Genomic DNA, 17,044 nt, shown 5'->3' with positions numbered 1-17,044 from the left:
TTTACGCCAAAGTATAGGTTCTAAAATCCAACATTTTCACCTTTCCGGCATCCAGAAGGTAAATCAGATTCTCCAGAATACTTTCTCTTTCGAAATAATTTAGTTTAATGGTAAGCTCATCCACATTGGAAGGCTTTTGCTCTAGTGCTTTTAAGATTTCAACGGAAACATTTCTCCCAAAAATACTTTCTTTCTGTTTTTCACAATACGAGCATTTCCCGCAATTCTTAGGATTTTTCTCCCCGAAATAGGAAAGGATCATCCTCATTTTGCAGTGGTCCGGATTGGTAGTGAAGAACTTCAATTCCTCCCATTTTCTGAGCTTATTTTTTTGGATTTGGTGAAAAAGATTCCAATATTTCCCATTGATCGATCGCTCATCCCGGTTTTGCAGGAACTTTATGCTGGATAATGCTCCATCCAAATATTCCAGATAATCCTTATTTTGGAATTCCTTTATTTTTTCCTTTAGTAAAAAAGGATCGGTTCCTATTTTCCTGCTCAAACTCAATTCGCTGAACATGACCTTATGCGAGGTCAGTCCCGGCAAATTTCGAAAGAGCAACTCTGCAAAATAGCCATCATTTTTGGAAAGCAGATCTAAGTCTTCCGCCCTGACTTTTAACTCAAGGGAAGAAAGTGATTTGTTGTTATTATAAAAAATCAGTTCTTGTTGATGCATAAAATTGAGCACATTCCGGATTTTACCCAAAGAGGATTTGGTGAAATTCCGGATATGCTGAAGGTTCAGCTGAAAAGGCTTTTCAGGAAGCTCATGATCTGCAATTTGAAAATTGGAATATATAAAGGAGATGATTTTTTGAAACTCGTATTTTGAAGGAATTTGATTTTTGAGCTGCTCATCAAAATTCATCAGTTCCTGGTCATTCCAAAAAAGGAAGGCATAAGATTCCTCTCCGTCACGACCGGCTCTTCCGATTTCCTGGTAATAGTTTTCTACTGATTGCGGTGGCGAGAAATGAACAATCAAACGAACATTTTCTTTGTCAATCCCCATTCCGAATGCATTGGTAGAAATCAGTACGTGGTCGTTTCTCTGCAACCAGTTGTTTTGTCTAGCGTTTTTTTCTTGACGTTCTAAGCCGGCATGGAAATAATCCACGTTTTGAATTTGGTTCCGGTGGAGGAATTTGGTGAGCTCCTCCGCATCTTTCCTGGTCCGGACATAGATAATTCCCGATGTGCGGTTGTATTTCATCAGTTGCAAAACCCTTTCATATTTATCGGAGATGTTCTCGGAGATGATATGGATATTTGATCTTTCAAAACTTTTCCGGAAGACACCGGGATTTTTGAGATTGAGTTTTTCTTTAATTTCCTGCAGGACTTTCGGTGTAGCCGTCGCGGTCAATGCAAGACACTGGATATCTTTGAATCGCTCTCTGAAAATTTTGATTTTTTGGTAACTCGGGCGGAAATCCTGTCCCCACTCCGAAATACAGTGCGCCTCATCTACCGCGATGAATGAGAGTTGGATCTCTTCGATATTTTCCAGAAAAAAGCGGTTGTTAAGCCTTTCGGGCGACACGTAAAGTAATTTGGTTATACCGTCTTTGCAACGGTTGAAAATGATTTCCGCATCAAATTCATCCAATTCGGAAGAGAGATATTCTGCTTCTATTCCCCGCATTTTGAGTTGTGCCACCTGATCTTTCATCAGAGCCAAAAGCGGTGAAATAACGAGGCAGGTTCCTTCCTGAATTAGCGCCGGCAATTGGTAGCAAAGAGATTTTCCACCACCTGTGGGAAGTAGTGCGAGTGCATCTTTCCGCAAAATCACGGAATCTATGATTTGTTCCTGCAGATCCCTAAAAGAATCATAGCCCCAAAAATGTTTCAGGGTATCATATTTCAAATGGGCAAATTCTTCGGTGGAAATCATCAGGTAAAAATAGGAAAAGAAATTTCCAGACACAAAAAAAAGCCACGGCAAGCGTGACTTTTGGATTTATTTTGCCTGAAAAATTATTTGGCCTCGAAATAAACTCTACGGTTTGCTCTGTTTTTCCATTCAGGGCATTTGGTTGCGGGGTTACATTCCGGATATTTCAGATCTTTTTTACCATGACCAATAGCCTCCAACTTATTGGAGTTTACTCCATTTTGGATCAAATAGTTTTTCACACTGTTTGCTCTTCTTTCTGAAAGCTTTTGGTTGTAGGCTTCTGAAGCCCTCGTGTCTGTAGCGCCAATTACGCGGTAAGCACCCGTACTGGAATTGATATAATTTACAGCATTATTCAGGATCGGTGTATTGGATGGAAGAATTTTGTCTGAATTCAAATCGAATTCAATTCCTTCCAGCACTGAGGTATTGTCGGTAATGGTTGAAGTAGTTCCGGAATTGGCATTGGAGTAAGGACATCCGTTATTTTCAACCGGACCCGGAACAGTTACACATTTGTCATAAAGGTCTATCACCCCGTCCAAGTCGGTATCCAGAGCAACACCGGCTCCATCAACTCTTGCTCCTGCAGGTGTATCGAGTTGTCTGTCCCAATCATCGCAAACGCCATCATTATCGGCATCTCCCTTTTTGCACACTTCCACATCCACATTTTTATCGGCTAGCACATCTAATTTATAATAGATCTCTTGCAATGGGTCATGCCAAAACAGATGCGACTCGTGCTTACCTAAGTTTAATGTTGCTCCCAAGGTAATATTAATTAAATTATCTGAGGGATTGTCATTAACCTTACCATTATAAGAAGCTCCACCGGCTCCGTCAAAGTTATCATCGCCAGAGACAAGATACATCATTCTGGTCTCAATATCTAATGATTTGGTTGCACGGTATTTCACCCCTGCACCGGCTTGTGCAAATAGACTTCCAAGTTTAAATGGTTTGACCTCTGTGATCAGGGCCTGGTTATAAACAGGGCCTGGATCTTGCCTGTAAGCTCTGTAGGCTAGTGAACCCACACCGGCATAACCATGTAACGCCCATCTGAAAGGGGAATGGTTATCAACTCTTCTCAGTAGATTAGAGAAATTGATATCTCCCAAAAGGGAGATCGCATCGTATTGCGTTCTTGCACCTGCACCCTCTGTGGTAGCAACATGGTCTTTCGTATTCACAAAACCTTGTCTGCTTTCCCCTTTATCGTATTGAAGTTTCAAACCAAAAGCATGGGTAATGGCTTTATCTACACTTAGATAAGCAGACCACCCAAATAAGTTTTTACCTGCTCCAAATCCTTTAATCGAAGTAAGGTCAGAGGATTGCATCAATGGAACTCCTGCCCCTGCAGAAATTGCCCAATCGTTGAATCTCTTTGATTCTTGGGTAAATGGGGACACATTTGCTGAACCCGAAGTATAGGCATTCGGATACATGGCAGAAGGAACTGAAACAGAATCTTGTGCAAAAGTGGCAACAGGAATGACCAATGCCAATGCTATAATTTTTAAATCTAGTTTCATATTATTTATGTTTTTTTTTGTTAATTAATGATGGGGTTTTTATTTTTGGATGATATAAACTCTCCTATTCGCTTCATTTTTCCACTCCGGACATTTTGTAGCCGGATCACATTCCGGATACTTGAGATCCGCCTTACCGCGACCTTCAGCAGATAAGACTGATGGGCTTACTCCTTTTGATTCGAGATATTTAACCACCGCATCGGCTCTTCGCTGAGAGAGTCTCTGATTGATCTCGGCAGAACCTCTTGCATCGGTAGCTCCAATTACCATGAATCTATCACTGCTGTTTAATCTTTTAATAACTTCTGCAGCTTGATCCAAATTAGAGAATGACTTGCTTCTAATTTTGTCACTATTCAACTCAAACTGGATTCCTTCCAAATATTTGTTGATTTCGTCAATGGCGGACTGACCAGAAGTGGCAGCTGCATTTGTCGATGTAACCGGGCAGCCATTATTCTCAACAGGACCAGGAACAGTCACACATTTATCATAGAGGTCAATTACGCCATCCAGATCCATGTCTAATGCAACTCCTGCACCATCAACTCTCGCTCCATTAGGCGTGTCTAGCTGTCTGTCCCAATCATCACAAACCCCGTCATTATCCTGATCACCTTTTTCACAAACCACAAATTCTGCTTCGGTATCTTCAAGCAATTTGACCCTGCTGTTTGCACTTTGCAATGGATCCCACCATGTTAAATGGGTTTCCTGTTTCCCTAATTTAAAGGTAAGCCCTAAATTTACCGTGAAAAAATTATCAGAATGACCTGAAGTCAGTTGATTATATCTTGGTATTGCATTGGAGCCATGACCGCCTCCATCAAAGGAATCATCACCTGTAATGATATACATGGCGCGAGCTTCAACGTCGATTAATTTAGATGCGTTGTATTTCAGACCTGTTCCCATCTGATAGAAAAAACTGTCGAGTCCAAACTTCTGGTCAATTTCAATGGGAATTCTTTTGGGGTTATCATTCCATCTGGACATGTCATTATCCAGCAATAAGGTATTAAAACCCTGAAAGCCAATACCCGCATATCCATGGAATGCCCATCTGTAAGGAGAATGATTATCTACTCTTCTAAGAAGATTTGAAAAATTAATATCGCCAAGTAAAGAAACCTGGTGATATTTGGTCCACGCAGTAGCCACACCGGCTTTCACTCCTGCTTCACCAGGAAGAAGTGCCTTTTGATTGGTTTTTCCCATTTGGTACTGCAAACTCATCCCAAAAGCATGGGTGATTTGCTTGTCCAAACTGATGTAGCCATTCCATCCGTAATTGACTTTGCCATCGTAAAAAGAATTTACATCGGCGGATTGTAAGAAAGCTCCTCCGACACCAAGTGAAACCGCCCAGTCCCGAAACAATTTGGATGAATTATTGAAGGGCTGAACCTTTGCAGAACCGGAGGTATAGGCATTCGGATAATCCGAGTTATTAGCAGCGTTCCTATTACTTTGCGCAAGGAAAGTAATGGGCAGAACTAGAGCTATTAATAAATTTAATTTCATATTATTGTTTTTAGTGTTTTGTCAATTCATCTAACAACTTTCTCGAAAACTCACGTTCATAAAAATGCCTCACATGCGGAATCTGCAATCTCTCTGAATAAAAATGGAGGTTACCAAAAAGAACAATATCTATATCAATCACCCGGTCTGAGTATTCTTTAGAAATTAACGTGTCCTCTTCCCTTCCCATCAAATGTTCAATATTTTTTAGAAGATTCAAGAGCTCGACGGGCGACAAATGTGTTTTTATACGTAATGCAATATTACAAAAAATATTGTTACTAACAAATTCAACTGGTTCAGTATTAAGGTATTCGGTTCTTTGCTCAATTGGCCCGATTTCCTTCTCAATGAACAGCATTGCAGTCCGCAAATTTTTTTTTCGATCACCCAGGTTGCTTCCCAGTAACAAAGTTACCAATTGTTGCGACATATTCTTTAAAAACCAATTAAAATTATGAAGAATTTTCTCAAATACGTATTGGCAAATATAGTGGCAATTATGGTTGTAATTGCTCTTTTTTTCGTTTTTATTGCTTTTATGATGGTCTCCGGGGCAATTAGCGGAAGCAGCAAATCCTCCGTCAGGAAAAATTCTGTCCTTACTTTGGACTTTAAGACAAACATTATCGACAGTCCTACCGAAGACAAGGATGGGATGTTTTCCCTTAATCAAAAACAGGAAGACAAAGTGCTGATTTACGATATGCTGGATGCGATAAAGAAAGCGAAAACCGACGACAAAATCAAGGGAATAAGTATAGAAACCGATGGAATCAAAGCAGGGATGACCCAGCTTGACGATGTGCGCAGTGCTTTGGAAGACTTTAAGAAAAGTGGGAAATTTGTATATGCCTATGGAAATGTCGTTTCACAGGGAGCCTATTATCTGGGTTCTGTGGCCGATCAATATTTCCTGAATCCTTCCGGAGGTATAGAGCTGCGCGGAATGTCCGCAGAAGTTCCTTTTTTCAAGAATTTTGCAGACAAATATGGCATCGGCATCCAGGTCATTCGCCACGGAAAATTTAAGGCCGCGGTGGAACCTTTTCTGAGAAACGACATCTCCCCGGAGAACAGGGAGCAACTTTCTACTTTGCTGAATGACATCTGGGGAAAGACTTCCGCGAAAATATACCGGTCTAGAAAAATTGATTCTGCACAATTTAAAGTCGTTGTGGACAGCCTTTATGGCATAATCCCCGAACTGAGCCTGAAAAATAAACTGGTCGACAAACTGATCCAGAAAACGGAGTACGACCAAATGATCAAATCCAAATTAAAATTGGCAGATCACGACAAACTCCAGAAAATATCATTCTCTAAATACATCGATTCCTACCAAGAAGACCAGACCAAAAAAGACAATCAAGTCGCGGTCTTGTATGCGTCCGGTACAATTTATAATGGCGATGGATACGAAGACGTATATTCGGAAAAATTTGTGAGAGACATCAAAAAACTTGCAGAAAATGATAAAGTGAAAGCAGTGGTTTTCCGGATAAATTCTCCGGGAGGGAGCGCAAACGCTTCCGATGAAATACTCTTCGAACTCGAGCAGCTGAAAAAGAAAAAGCCCCTGATTATTTCTTTCGGGGACTATGCGGCATCAGGTGGTTATTATGTCGCAATGGGTGCCGACAAAATCTACTCGCAGCCCAATACGATAACCGGTTCGATTGGTGTTTTCGGTGTTTTTGCCCATGTAAAAGAACTTGCGGCAAGAAATGGAATCCGTGCAGATGAAGTTTCCACCAACGCCAATTCCACCATGGTTTCACTGCTGAACGGATTGTCTCCCGGAACCGTGAATATCATGACCAAAAGCGTAGAAGAAACCTACAAAAGATTCGTGTACTTCGTGACCAAAAACCGCAAAAAATCCTTCGAACAAATTGACGAAATCGGCGGTGGAAGAGTTTGGAGCGGAGCTCGTGCGAAACAGCTCGGTTTGGTTGACGAGCTTGGAAGCTTAAATGATGCCATCAGTTTTGCAGCGCAAAAAGCAAACCTAAAAGATTTTAATGTTTCCACCTATCCTAAAAAAATAAGTGCTTTCGAACAATTATTCAAAAATATGGAAGGCGAAGACCTCTCCACAAAACTGATCAAAAATAAGATAGGCGCCGAGAATTACAAAATTTTCGAGCAACTTACCGATCCGAAAATGCAAAATGGAGTGATGATGGAAATGCCTTACCAAGTGAAATTCTGACCAGATCAACTACTTTAAAAGCAAAAATAATCCCGACTGCAAACCAGCCGGGATTATTTATTTGTTAAAATTTTTAATTAGTCACGTTTGGCGGTTGCCTTTCCGTAGATCCAAAGAACAATCAATGCTCCCACAACGGCCATACCCATAGAATAAAAACTGAAGATTTGGTTAGACACTCCCTTACCAAAAAGGGCATTTCCAATAAAACCGCCAATCATCGCACCGATAATTCCCAGGATTGCGGTGATTAGAAATCCGCCGCCTTGTGTACCCGGCATAATCCATTTAGCGATTGCTCCGGCAATAACTCCGAAAACAACCCATACAATAATGTCCCACATAGTTTTAAATTTTAATGTTAATATTTAGTGAATTGGTTTTCTCTCTAATATTTTCATCAAACATAAGACCAAAACGGGACTTCTTTGCTTACCCAGCCACTATTTTTCCCGCGGATCGCAAACTTTCATTATTGTAAAAGTACAATTAAATATTTAATGTTCAAGCAATTAATTTCTTTTCCTGAAAAATGAATCCACAAATTCGGCTCCATTGAAAAGTTGCAGATCGGTCATTTTTTCGCCAACACCGATATATTTAACCGGAATCTGGAACTGGTCTGAAATCCCAATGACCACGCCACCTTTTGCGGTCCCGTCTAATTTCGTCACCGCCAAAGCGTTCACTTCGGTGGCCGCTGTAAACTGCTTCGCCTGTTCGAAAGCGTTTTGTCCGGTGCTTCCATCCAGAACCAAAAGAACTTCATGGGGTGCGTCTGCAATCACTTTCTGCATCACCCGTTTTATTTTGGTAAGCTCGTTCATCAGGTTCACCTTATTGTGCAATCTTCCTGCAGTATCGATGATCACCACATCCGCATGATTTGCCACCGCACTTTGCACCGTGTCAAAAGCCACAGAAGCGGGATCGCTCCCCATATTCTGTTTCACGATCGGCACGCCTACCCTTTCGCTCCAGATCACGAGTTGATCCACCGCAGCAGCTCGAAACGTATCCGCAGCACCTAAGACCACTGATTTTCCCTCCGATTTAAACTGGTGTGCCAGTTTCCCGATCGTGGTGGTTTTTCCAACACCATTTACCCCGACAACCATAATGACGTATGGTTTTTTGCTTTCGTCTATATTTCCGGTTCCTGCATGAGGATTTTCCAAAAGAAGGCCGGAAATTTCTTCCCGCAGGATTTTGTCCAGCTCGTCTGTTCCCACAAATTTGTCCCTTGCAACACGGTTCTCAATTCTTTCGATGATCTTAATCGTCGTGGAAGCTCCTACATCAGAGGCAATTAAGATTTCTTCCAAATCATCCAGCACCTCTTCATCCACTTTGGACTTACCGACTACTGCTTTAGAAATTTTCTCGAAAAAACCCTGGCTGGATTTTTCCAAACCTTGGTCAAGCGTTTCTTTTTCTTCTTTGTTAAATATTTTTTTGAACCAGGACATAAATTAGATGTTGTTAAAAATTTTCAGAAAGTTTTAGGTCAGTTAGGTTTCCACCACTCGAAATTCTCACCAAAGGTAATAAAAAGGTAAATGGGTAAAAAACTAAAAACTTACGGGCATGAGAGATGCCACAAAAAAAACTATCCGAAAAAAGGATAGTTTTATATCTGTTAGCGAATTGAAATTATTTTTTCAAATAAGAATCCACTTCGTCTGCATTCATTACTCTTTCTTCAAAAACGTAAGCCCCAGATTTTTGCGACTTCACCATTTTGATCACTTTGGTCATTTTTTTAGAAGACCCGTCCTTTAGGGACGCTACTACTTTCTTTGCCATTTTTTATAACTTTAAAAAATTACTTGATTTCTTTGTGAACAGTGTATTTCTTCAAAACCGGATTGAATTTTTTCAACTCCAATCTCTCTGTGGTGTTCTTCTTATTTTTTGTAGTGATGTATCTGGACATTCCTGCCATACCGGATTCCTTGTGCTCTGTGCACTCCAGGATCACCTGAACTCTATTTCCTTTTTTTGCCATGACTTCTTATTTAATAAATCCGTTTCTTGTTGCTCTTTCCAACGCTTCCTCAATCCCAATTCTATTGATGATCCTCAATCCGTGTGCAGAAACTTTCAAAGTTACAGATTTTTCCTGCTCTGGAAGGTAAAATTTCTTCTCCAATAGGTTAATCTCAAAACGACGCTTCGTCTTGTTATTAGCGTGAGAAACATTGTTTCCTACCATTGCACGCTTTCCTGTTATTTGGCAAATTCTTGACATATCCCGATGTTCTTTATTACTACTAAATATTTGAGAGTGCAAAAGTAGTTAGAAAATTTTGCATAGACAAACATTTTTGAAAAAAAGTTTTCTAAAAGTCGCAAAACTGACGTCCGAAAGCGCAAGAAAATCAAGGGCAAAAACCCAGTTGTCACCAATCAATTTAGATTTTCCAGCGTAAAAGACTAGGAGTCTCGCTTCCCCTAAATAATATTCACCTCTCTTTCCAATTCAATTCCGAATTTTTCTTTCACCGAATCAATAATCATCGCCGAAAAATCAAAAATCTCTTTCCCGGTCGCACTTCCGGTTTTATTGACAATGACCAGTGCCTGAAGTTCATGCGAAGCCACATTCCCAATCTGTCTCCCCTTCCAACCACATTGTTCGATGAGCCAACCTGCCGGAACCTTTACCAAATCTCCATTTGGATAATGCGGGATTTCCGGGTGTTGTTTCTGCACTTCCAAAAACTGGCTCAAAGGAATACTGGGATTTTTAAAAAAACTCCCTGCATTCCCAATTACTTTAGGATCGGGCAGTTTACTTTGGCGAATATGGATCACCGCTTTCGAAACATCCTGAATCGTGGGATTTTGAACCCCCATTTTTTTCAATTCATTTTGGATGGCTCCATATTCAGTCTTGATCACATGATCTTTAATGGTCAATTTAAAAGTAACTTCTACAATTACATATTTCCCTCTGCCTTCTTGTTTGAATATAGAATCCCGATAACCAAACCTGCATTTTTCACGATCGAATTCCTCCATCTCCAAAGTTTCCAGATTCAAAACCTGACAGGAGTCAAAAGTGTCCTTAATTTCAGTGCCATACGCACCGATATTCTGCATCGGCGAAGTCCCCACATTTCCCGGAATCAGCGATAAATTCTCTAATCCGCCGTAATTTTTCGCCAAACAATATTGCACAAACTCGTGCCAGTTTTCGCCCGCTTTGGCCGTAACCAACACCTCTTCTTCGTTCAAAACCTCTTCGGAAATCCCCTTTAAATTTAACTGAATTACCAATCCCTCATAATCTTTGGTGAAAAGAATATTGCTTCCTCCACCGAGGAACAATGTTGGGAGTGCTTGACTTTTTGAGTAGTTGAGCGTTTCTCTCAATTCTTCGAAAGAAGACACTTCCGCGAAGTATTTTGCAGAAACATCAACACCAAACGTATTGTGGTTTTTTAAGGAAAAATTTTCTAGTATCGTCATTTAAAATCTGGAAAAAATAGAGGACAGGCTTGCTTCTTTAAGCACTTTAAGACGTCTTATTAAAGAATGAAAACCGCCACGGCTACAGCGTTAATCCCGGCATCCGTGGCAATTCAAATATTACAGATTAAACTCCTCCTTATATTTTTTCAGCGCATCCTGCAGCAACTCCGCACTGCGGCGCAAATCGTCTTCCTTCAAAACGTATGCAATCCGTACCTGCTTTTTTCCCAGTTCAGGATTGCTGTAGAACCCACTCATCGGCGCCACCATGATGGTTTCGCCATTATGGGAATAACTTTCCAAGAGCCACTGCGCGAACTTGTCGGAATCATCAATCGGAAGTTCCACTCCGCAATAAAAAGCCCCTTTCGGTTTTGGACAGATCACCCCCGGAATTCCGTTGAGCAAGTCCACCAACAGGTTTCTTCGCTTGGTATATTCTTCACGAACTTTCAGGATGTATTCGGTATCGTTTTGATGCGCTGCTGCAGCCGCGATTTGTCCTAACAAAACTGGGCTCAGTCTGGCTTGTGCAAAAAGCATCGCCGCGTCGTGGATTTTTTTCGAACGGGTAATCATAAAGCCGATTCTCGCGCCACACATCGAATAACGCTTAGATTCAGAATCGATGATGATGCAGTGATCTTTCAGCTCGTTAAACTCAAGCATCGAAATCTGATGCTTTCCATCATAAACATATTCCCGGTAAACCTCGTCTGAGATAATCACGATATCATGCTTCAAAGCGATCTGCGCCAGTTTCTCCAACTCTTCTCTGGTATAGAGGTAGCCCGTTGGATTTCCCGGATTGCAAATGATGATCGCCCTGGTTTTCTCGGTAATCTTTTTCTCGAACTCCTCCATCGGCGGAAGTGCAAATCCCGTATCGATCGAGGACGGAACCGCCACCACATTCACATTGAAAGTATGCGCAAAACCGTTGTAGTTCGCATAATACGGCTCCGGAATAATCACCTCGTCACCGTCGTCACACAAAGTGGAGATCGCAAAATTCAAAGCTTCCGAACCTCCGTTTGTCACGATGAAATCTTTGGTCGTCAAATCCGTGAACCCCAAACGGTGGTAATAATCCTGCAACGCTTCGCGGTACTCCAGATTTCCCTCGGAAAGCGCATATTCGTAAATCTTCAGATGGTTGTTTTTCACAGCATCCAAAGCCGTTTGCGGCGTTTCTATGTCGGGTTGGCCAATATTCAGGTGATATACTTTAATCCCTTTCTGTTTCGCCTGAATGGCGTATGGAACTAATTTTCGCACCGGTGAAGCCGGCATATTTTGGGCACGTTTAGAAATTTTCGGCATTATTTTAAAATTTTCACAAAAATAGTACTTTTTTTATGGAGCATCACCATGGTCGCATCTCCGAAGCTTGCAACCGGCTTTCACTACTCGCTTCCCGACTCCTTGCGTCGCCGGGAGAGCTCAAACAGGCCGTTCAATCCGGGCTAAAACTTCAGACATTTTCTCTCCCGAAAAACCCAAATCAAAAACCGCCCTCGAAAATGAAGACGGTTTTTAAAGATCAATTTCTAAAAGTACTATCTGCTGATAAATCCTTTATCCTTCAGCAACGGCTTAATGTCCGGTGTTCTGCCGGTGAAATCTTTGAAAGCCTGGTTCAAATCCACCGAATTCCCCACGGACAGAATATATTTTCTGAAACGGTCACCATTCTCCCTGGTCATTCCTCCATGGGTAGAGATCCAATCCCAAGCATCAGAATTCAACATATCACTCCACATATAAGCATAATAACCTGCAGAATAACCACCGCCCCAAATGTGTGCGAAATACGGAGAATGATATCTTGGCGGAACCGCACTTAAAGTGAAACCATATTTATTAAGCACACTTTTTTCAAACTCTAAAGTCGGTTTGAATTGCGATTCGTCTGTCACAGAATGCCAGTTCATGTCCAAAGTCGCCGCAGAAACCAGTTCCGTGGTGGAATAGCCTTGGTTGAAAGTCGCCGCTTTTTTGATCTTGTCCACCAAAGATTGTGGCATAGGTTGCTTGGTTTGGTAATGGAGTGCATAATTTTTCAAAACAGAGGGTTCCAAAGCAAAAAATTCATTGATTTGGGAAGGGAACTCCACGAAATCTCTCGGCGTGTTGGTTCCGGAAATGGAAACGTATTTTTGGTTGGCAAAAAGTCCGTGCAAAGTATGCCCGAATTCGTGGAACATCGTGGAAACATCATCATAAGAGATCAGTGACGGTTTTCCTTCCGCCGGCTTTTGGTAATTAAACACATTCACGATCACCGGCTTTTGGCCCAAAAGATGAGACTGCTCCACAAAATTGTTCATCCACGCTCCGCCGCTCTTGTTGCTTCGGGTGTAGAAATCCAAATAGTAAATCGCCAAAGATTTTCCGTCACGGTCAAAAACCTCATAGGAAACCACATCCGGATGGTAAACCGGCAAGTCTTTTCTTTCTTTAAAAGTGATTCCGTAGAATTTTTCCGCTGCGAAGAAAACGCCTTTCTCCAAAACCGTTTTCACTTCAAAATACGGTTTGATCTGGTTTTCGTCCAGATCATATTTCGCTTTTCTTACTTGCTCCGCATAAAAATTCCAATCCCAAGGTTCCACGGTGAAACCGCCTTTTTGTTGGTCGATTAACGCCTGAATTTCATCTCTTTCTTTGGTTGCAGCTTCCACTCCCGGTTTTGCCAATTGTGCCAAAAGGTTCATTGCATTTTCGGGGTTTTTCGCCATTTGGTCTTGAAGTTTCCACTCGGCGAAAGATTTTTTCCCCTGAATGTGGGCTTTTTCCATTCTCAATTTTGCCTGCTTTTCCAGGATGCTTCTGGTGTCATCTGCATTTCCTTTTTCTGCACGGTACCAAGATGCCTTAAAAAGTTTTTCCCTCGTGGCACGGTTTTTCAGGTTTTGAAGCAAAGGTTGCTGGGTGGTGTTTTGCAGTGCGAGAAGATATTTTCCAGGGTGTCCGGCTTTTTCAGCATCAGCGGCGGCTGCAGCGATTTCGTCGGCAGAAAGTCCGTCCAGTTCGCTCACATTATCCAAGATTAAAGCGCCGTTTTTTCTGGCTTCCAAAAGTTTGGCTGAATATTGAGTGGCCAAGGTCGCCAATTCCTCATTCAGTTTCTTCACCTTCTCTTTATCCGCAGCAGAAAGGTTGGCTCCTGCAATTTCAAAATTTTGCAGATAATATTCTGCGAGGCGTTTGTCTTCACCTTGCAGTTTAGAGATGTCTATGGCTTTGATGCGCTGATAGATTTTGTCGTTCAGATAAATCTTATCCGATTGCGCGGCAAAAATCGGGGCATATTCTTCTTCCAGTTTCTGCAAAGTGGGATTGGTATTGGAACTGGTCAGATTAAAAAACACGATTTGTGCCCTTTTCAGGACTTCGCCGCTGTTTTCAATGGCAACAATCGTATTTTCGAAAGTCGCCATCGACTTGCTGTTCGCAATCTGGTCCAGCTCGGCGATTTGCTGCTTTAAACCGAAGTCGAAGGCGGGTTTGAAATGTTCGTCCTTAATTTTATCGAATTCCGGCGCTTGGTATTGAAGCGTACTTTTCTTCATGAAAGGATTATTCGCCAAAGACGCATCCGGAAAGGGGATTTCTGTGTTTGAAGTTTCTGTTTTTGTCATGGTAGTACAGCTGGAATTGAAAGCCAGCGAAGAAATTAATAAAACGGATGTAATATTTTTCATTTTTGAATTGTTATTGAATGTAAAGGTATTAATTTTAACCAAAATAAAAAATGAGCCCCATGAAAACCCTACCTCTACTCGCTATTTGCGCAGCTTCATTCCTTTCCTGCAACATCAAATCTGATGGCGGTTTCCCTTTAAACATTATTCCGAAAGAAGGCAAAGGACCGATTACCGAAAAAGAATACAAGATGGATTTTGATGAAATCAAAGTCGCCCAATCCATCAAGGCGGAAGTCTTTAAGGCCAATCAGGAAAAAGTCGTCATTGCTGCACCTTCCGATTTGATGGACGACATTCTTGTTGAAAATAATGGTGGAAATCTCTACATCCACTTTAAGCCGGGAATCAATATTTCCTCCAGAAATGTGACCGCCAGAATCTATGCCAAAGATTTTTCGGCTTTGAAGGCGAGTTCTTCCGCAGACATCATCGTGAGAGATCAGTTCACCCAGGACAGAACCGATATTCAAGTTTCCAGTTCCGGAACCGTGAAAGGTGATTTGGAAGCCAACGAAATGTCCATCGATGTTTCGAGTTCGGGAACCTTCTCCGGAAAAATCTGGGCGGTAAATCTGAAATCCGGCGTGAGTTCTTCCGGCGACGTGGTAATTTCCGGAAAGGCAAAAAACGCGAATCTTCGTGCATCATCATCGGGAACAATCCAGGCGACAAACCTCATCGCAGAAAATGCGGATGTGCAGGCTTCGAGCAGCGGTGATGTGAGCTTGTCGGTTTCCAATAGTCTGAAAGCGTCGGCAAGTTCATCCGGTGACATCGTGATCTCTAGAAAAGGTGCGGTGAATGTTTTGAGTAAAAGCGAGAGCAGCGGCGGAAGCGTGAGGATCAATTAGTTCGCTTTAGTTTGAAGTTGACTGATTCCGATGATTATTGGATCAGTTTTAAAACTTGGGGGAAGCTATGGAAAGCATTAATTTTGCTGGATGTTAAGTAGCTACGAAATCCTCCGACTTTTATTACCTGAATTTTTGATAGAACATTTCGATATTACCGCCATTAGTAATATTGATGATGTTTTACATATTTCTTTTGAAGAAAAAAACACCGCTAAAAGCAGTGCCTTTGAAAACTATATTTCGTCGGCCAACCTATCCCTCTCGGGTTGCTCCCCAGCAGAGCCCGATTCCGTTTCGGTTGGCAGATGCAAATTTCAATTGAAAAAACTATATTTACAAACTGTCAAAAAAGTAGACCACTTACCATCCTGAAAATCAAGACCTCCCTCAACAAACCCGAACACCAGTTCCTCACCGTACAGGAATTTCGCACCTACATGGGGATCCCCTACGAATCCATCCGAGAACTCATCGCCAATTAGTCCTGTTACGGCCAGAATGTGTGCTTTGGCCCTTCCTACTCCCCAATCCTCTTCAACTCCCGGAAACTGCAACTCCCAATCTCTGGTGGCTGAGGCGCTCGATGCCACCTATATATAGCGGGTAGCAATATCTGAATTTACAGTCGACACATCGATAAGGGACGGACGCTCCCACTCAACTCCCAGTCAGTCCCCAGTCATCCCCCACCATAAAGCATGAGAATGCATTAAAATAGAGATCGGCAAATTCGGTCATTTTCGGCAAATTCGGCAGAAAAGGCAAGTGGTCTGCTTTTTTGACATCTTATAAATATCGGTTTTCCCCGCTCCCGCGCGATTTCATCGCGTGGTTAGCTAGTTCTACAACTTTGTTCGTAAAATCTCCGGTTTCAGAATCTTAAAAAATTCCGTCAATCCTTTAAAGTATCCTTCGAGAAACTCATTGCTGTGTGTGGGGTGAGCCCATGTTGCATGATTAACATTTGGATAAAGCGTTGGCGAAGACTTGTGATAAGTCCAGAACAGCCGAAAGCATTCCACGATTCTATAATCGTCATTTCGGTGATAACGGTTTGTCTTTAAATTGGAATAAATATCCTGGATCCGGGACTCCTCAAAATTTAAATTAAGCGAGACTCTGTTATTTTCCACAATCAGATCTACACCGTCGGTAAAGTTATCACAACGGCAAAGCCATTCCTCCCCTTCCTGAAAAACCGTGAATTTTTTATTCTTCGAAAACTTATTGTAAAGTTCACACTTTTCCATCGCCAAATCTTTTTTGGATTTAATGATGTCCATCTCGAAACGGATGGTTTTGGTTTTGAAACTCTCTTTTTCGAATTCGGAGCTGGTGATAATACTCTGAATTTCCACGATGGCATCCTGAAATATACTTTCATCATCTTTTCCATGCTTGTAATCATTCCATCCCTTAGACTCTTCTTCTGTCCGGCGAAAAAGAACTCCCATTTCTCTGTTATGTTTTTGGGAGTACTCATAAAGATTCATAGATGTAAGCAGAAAATATTTTTCGTTATACATGCATTTGCTGTGAAGATTAGGATGAAAAAGCAAATTAAGATTTTCTATCTCATAAAAGCGCTTTCGCTCCTTGTCTGAAAGTTCTCCTTCTTTGTAAATCAAGGTAGTTTCGACACCCCGTTTTTGAGCATCGGTTAAGAGGGCGAATATTTTCTCTGGTATCTGAATATAAGGACTTATGATGATGAGTTCCTTCTCTGTTGTTTCAATGAGCTTTGGCACCCATTCCAAAAGCTTTTTCTTGTTTAAAAATTCTGCCATTTATTTCATACTCTCCTTTATTGATTT

Annotated in this window: 16 protein-coding genes; 2 read left to right on the top strand and 14 right to left on the bottom strand. The window is 41.6% G+C overall.

Going from position 1 to position 17,044, the window contains the following annotated elements; genetic code table 11:
• Position 1 precedes the first annotated feature (1 nt).
• From ACM44_RS08780 to folK, 4 genes are all read right to left on the bottom strand, one after another.
• A complete protein-coding gene (locus ACM44_RS08780) occupies positions 2 to 1,903 on the bottom strand; it encodes a RecQ family ATP-dependent DNA helicase (RefSeq protein ID WP_048499741.1) in 1,902 nt (633 codons plus the stop codon).
• Between the two features lie 83 nt (positions 1,904 to 1,986).
• Positions 1,987 to 3,447, bottom strand: a complete 1,461-nt coding sequence (locus ACM44_RS08775) for an OmpA family protein (RefSeq protein WP_048499666.1) — start codon at positions 3,445 to 3,447, stop codon at positions 1,987 to 1,989.
• 39 nt (positions 3,448 to 3,486) lie between these two features.
• A complete protein-coding gene (locus ACM44_RS08770; RefSeq protein ID WP_048499665.1) occupies positions 3,487 to 4,974 on the bottom strand; it encodes an OmpA family protein in 1,488 nt (495 codons plus the stop codon).
• Between the two features lie 10 nt (positions 4,975 to 4,984).
• Positions 4,985 to 5,407, bottom strand: a complete 423-nt coding sequence (folK, locus tag ACM44_RS08765) for a 2-amino-4-hydroxy-6-hydroxymethyldihydropteridine diphosphokinase (RefSeq protein WP_048499664.1) — start codon at positions 5,405 to 5,407, stop codon at positions 4,985 to 4,987.
• A 24-nt stretch (positions 5,408 to 5,431) separates the two neighbouring features.
• Here folK and sppA point away from each other — a divergent pair, with 24 nt between their 5' ends.
• Positions 5,432 to 7,189, top strand: a complete 1,758-nt coding sequence (gene sppA / locus ACM44_RS08760; RefSeq protein WP_048499663.1) for a signal peptide peptidase SppA — start codon at positions 5,432 to 5,434, stop codon at positions 7,187 to 7,189.
• Positions 7,190 to 7,266: 77 nt separating this feature from the next.
• On the opposite strand, the gene ACM44_RS08755 is transcribed toward sppA, so the two are convergent.
• The 8 genes from ACM44_RS08755 to ACM44_RS08725 form a co-directional block, all read right to left on the bottom strand.
• Entirely contained in the window at positions 7,267 to 7,533 is a 267-nt protein-coding gene (locus tag ACM44_RS08755) for a GlsB/YeaQ/YmgE family stress response membrane protein (protein ID WP_048499662.1), read from the bottom strand.
• A 168-nt stretch (positions 7,534 to 7,701) separates the two neighbouring features.
• The gene (gene ftsY / locus ACM44_RS08750; RefSeq protein ID WP_048499661.1) at positions 7,702 to 8,658 is read right to left on the bottom strand and encodes a signal recognition particle-docking protein FtsY; all 957 of its coding nucleotides are present in this window, start codon (positions 8,656 to 8,658) and stop codon (positions 7,702 to 7,704) included.
• A gap of 184 nt (positions 8,659 to 8,842) precedes the next feature.
• Positions 8,843 to 8,995, bottom strand: a complete 153-nt coding sequence (locus ACM44_RS14995; RefSeq protein WP_083993682.1) for a DUF4295 domain-containing protein — start codon at positions 8,993 to 8,995, stop codon at positions 8,843 to 8,845.
• Between the two features lie 19 nt (positions 8,996 to 9,014).
• Positions 9,015 to 9,197 carry a 50S ribosomal protein L33 gene (gene rpmG / locus ACM44_RS08745; RefSeq protein ID WP_048499660.1) on the bottom strand — a complete coding sequence of 61 codons (183 nt, stop codon included), beginning with the start codon at positions 9,195 to 9,197 and terminating at the stop codon, positions 9,015 to 9,017.
• A 6-nt stretch (positions 9,198 to 9,203) separates the two neighbouring features.
• Positions 9,204 to 9,440, bottom strand: a complete 237-nt coding sequence (gene rpmB, locus ACM44_RS08740) for a 50S ribosomal protein L28 (RefSeq protein ID WP_048499659.1) — start codon at positions 9,438 to 9,440, stop codon at positions 9,204 to 9,206.
• Positions 9,441 to 9,643: 203 nt separating this feature from the next.
• The gene (gene murB, locus ACM44_RS08735) at positions 9,644 to 10,663 is read right to left on the bottom strand and encodes a UDP-N-acetylmuramate dehydrogenase (protein ID WP_048499658.1); all 1,020 of its coding nucleotides are present in this window, start codon (positions 10,661 to 10,663) and stop codon (positions 9,644 to 9,646) included.
• A 120-nt stretch (positions 10,664 to 10,783) separates the two neighbouring features.
• Complete coding sequence (locus tag ACM44_RS08730) at positions 10,784 to 11,989, bottom strand: pyridoxal phosphate-dependent aminotransferase (RefSeq protein WP_048499657.1); 1,206 nt, start codon at positions 11,987 to 11,989, stop codon at positions 10,784 to 10,786.
• 236 nt (positions 11,990 to 12,225) lie between these two features.
• Complete coding sequence (locus ACM44_RS08725) at positions 12,226 to 14,373, bottom strand: M3 family metallopeptidase (protein WP_048499740.1); 2,148 nt, start codon at positions 14,371 to 14,373, stop codon at positions 12,226 to 12,228.
• A 59-nt stretch (positions 14,374 to 14,432) separates the two neighbouring features.
• Here ACM44_RS08725 and ACM44_RS08720 point away from each other — a divergent pair, with 59 nt between their 5' ends.
• The gene (locus ACM44_RS08720; RefSeq protein WP_048499656.1) at positions 14,433 to 15,227 is read left to right on the top strand and encodes a head GIN domain-containing protein; all 795 of its coding nucleotides are present in this window, start codon (positions 14,433 to 14,435) and stop codon (positions 15,225 to 15,227) included.
• Between the two features lie 317 nt (positions 15,228 to 15,544).
• Here the strand turns inward: ACM44_RS08720 and ACM44_RS15340 are convergent, their stop codons facing one another.
• Together ACM44_RS15340 and ACM44_RS08710 are read right to left on the bottom strand one after the other, a co-directional pair.
• Positions 15,545 to 15,820 (bottom strand): hypothetical protein, encoded by a 276-nt coding sequence (locus ACM44_RS15340; protein WP_048499655.1) that lies wholly within the window; start codon positions 15,818 to 15,820, stop codon positions 15,545 to 15,547.
• 252 nt (positions 15,821 to 16,072) lie between these two features.
• A complete protein-coding gene (locus ACM44_RS08710) occupies positions 16,073 to 17,017 on the bottom strand; it encodes a phospholipase D-like domain-containing protein (protein ID WP_048499654.1) in 945 nt (314 codons plus the stop codon).
• Positions 17,018 to 17,044: the final 27 nt, after the last annotated feature.

Origin of the sequence: Chryseobacterium koreense CCUG 49689, from assembly GCF_001045435.1 — a bacterium.
GTDB lineage: Bacteria > Bacteroidota > Bacteroidia > Flavobacteriales > Weeksellaceae > Kaistella > Kaistella koreensis.
The sequence above is the reverse complement of the archived record's forward strand: the minus strand, read 5'-3'. Positions and strand labels throughout refer to the sequence as shown.

Bases quoted from the DNA above. Each gene is read 5' to 3' on its own strand.
- ACM44_RS08780 (WP_048499741.1), bottom strand. From the start codon at position 1,903: ATGATTTCCACCGAAGAATTTGCCCATTTGAAATATGATACCCTGAAA.
- ACM44_RS08775 (WP_048499666.1), bottom strand. From the start codon at position 3,447: ATGAAACTAGATTTAAAAATTATAGCATTGGCATTGGTCATTCCTGTT.
- ACM44_RS08770 (WP_048499665.1), bottom strand. From the start codon at position 4,974: ATGAAATTAAATTTATTAATAGCTCTAGTTCTGCCCATTACTTTCCTT.
- folK (WP_048499664.1), bottom strand. From the start codon at position 5,407: ATGTCGCAACAATTGGTAACTTTGTTACTGGGAAGCAACCTGGGTGAT.
- sppA (WP_048499663.1), top strand. From the start codon at position 5,432: ATGAAGAATTTTCTCAAATACGTATTGGCAAATATAGTGGCAATTATG.
- ACM44_RS08755 (WP_048499662.1), bottom strand. From the start codon at position 7,533: ATGTGGGACATTATTGTATGGGTTGTTTTCGGAGTTATTGCCGGAGCA.
- ftsY (WP_048499661.1), bottom strand. From the start codon at position 8,658: ATGTCCTGGTTCAAAAAAATATTTAACAAAGAAGAAAAAGAAACGCTT.
- ACM44_RS14995 (WP_083993682.1), bottom strand. From the start codon at position 8,995: ATGGCAAAGAAAGTAGTAGCGTCCCTAAAGGACGGGTCTTCTAAAAAA.
- rpmG (WP_048499660.1), bottom strand. From the start codon at position 9,197: ATGGCAAAAAAAGGAAATAGAGTTCAGGTGATCCTGGAGTGCACAGAG.
- rpmB (WP_048499659.1), bottom strand. From the start codon at position 9,440: ATGTCAAGAATTTGCCAAATAACAGGAAAGCGTGCAATGGTAGGAAAC.
- murB (WP_048499658.1), bottom strand. From the start codon at position 10,663: ATGACGATACTAGAAAATTTTTCCTTAAAAAACCACAATACGTTTGGT.
- ACM44_RS08730 (WP_048499657.1), bottom strand. From the start codon at position 11,989: ATGCCGAAAATTTCTAAACGTGCCCAAAATATGCCGGCTTCACCGGTG.
- ACM44_RS08725 (WP_048499740.1), bottom strand. From the start codon at position 14,373: ATGAAAAATATTACATCCGTTTTATTAATTTCTTCGCTGGCTTTCAAT.
- ACM44_RS08720 (WP_048499656.1), top strand. From the start codon at position 14,433: ATGAAAACCCTACCTCTACTCGCTATTTGCGCAGCTTCATTCCTTTCC.
- ACM44_RS08710 (WP_048499654.1), bottom strand. From the start codon at position 17,017: ATGGCAGAATTTTTAAACAAGAAAAAGCTTTTGGAATGGGTGCCAAAG.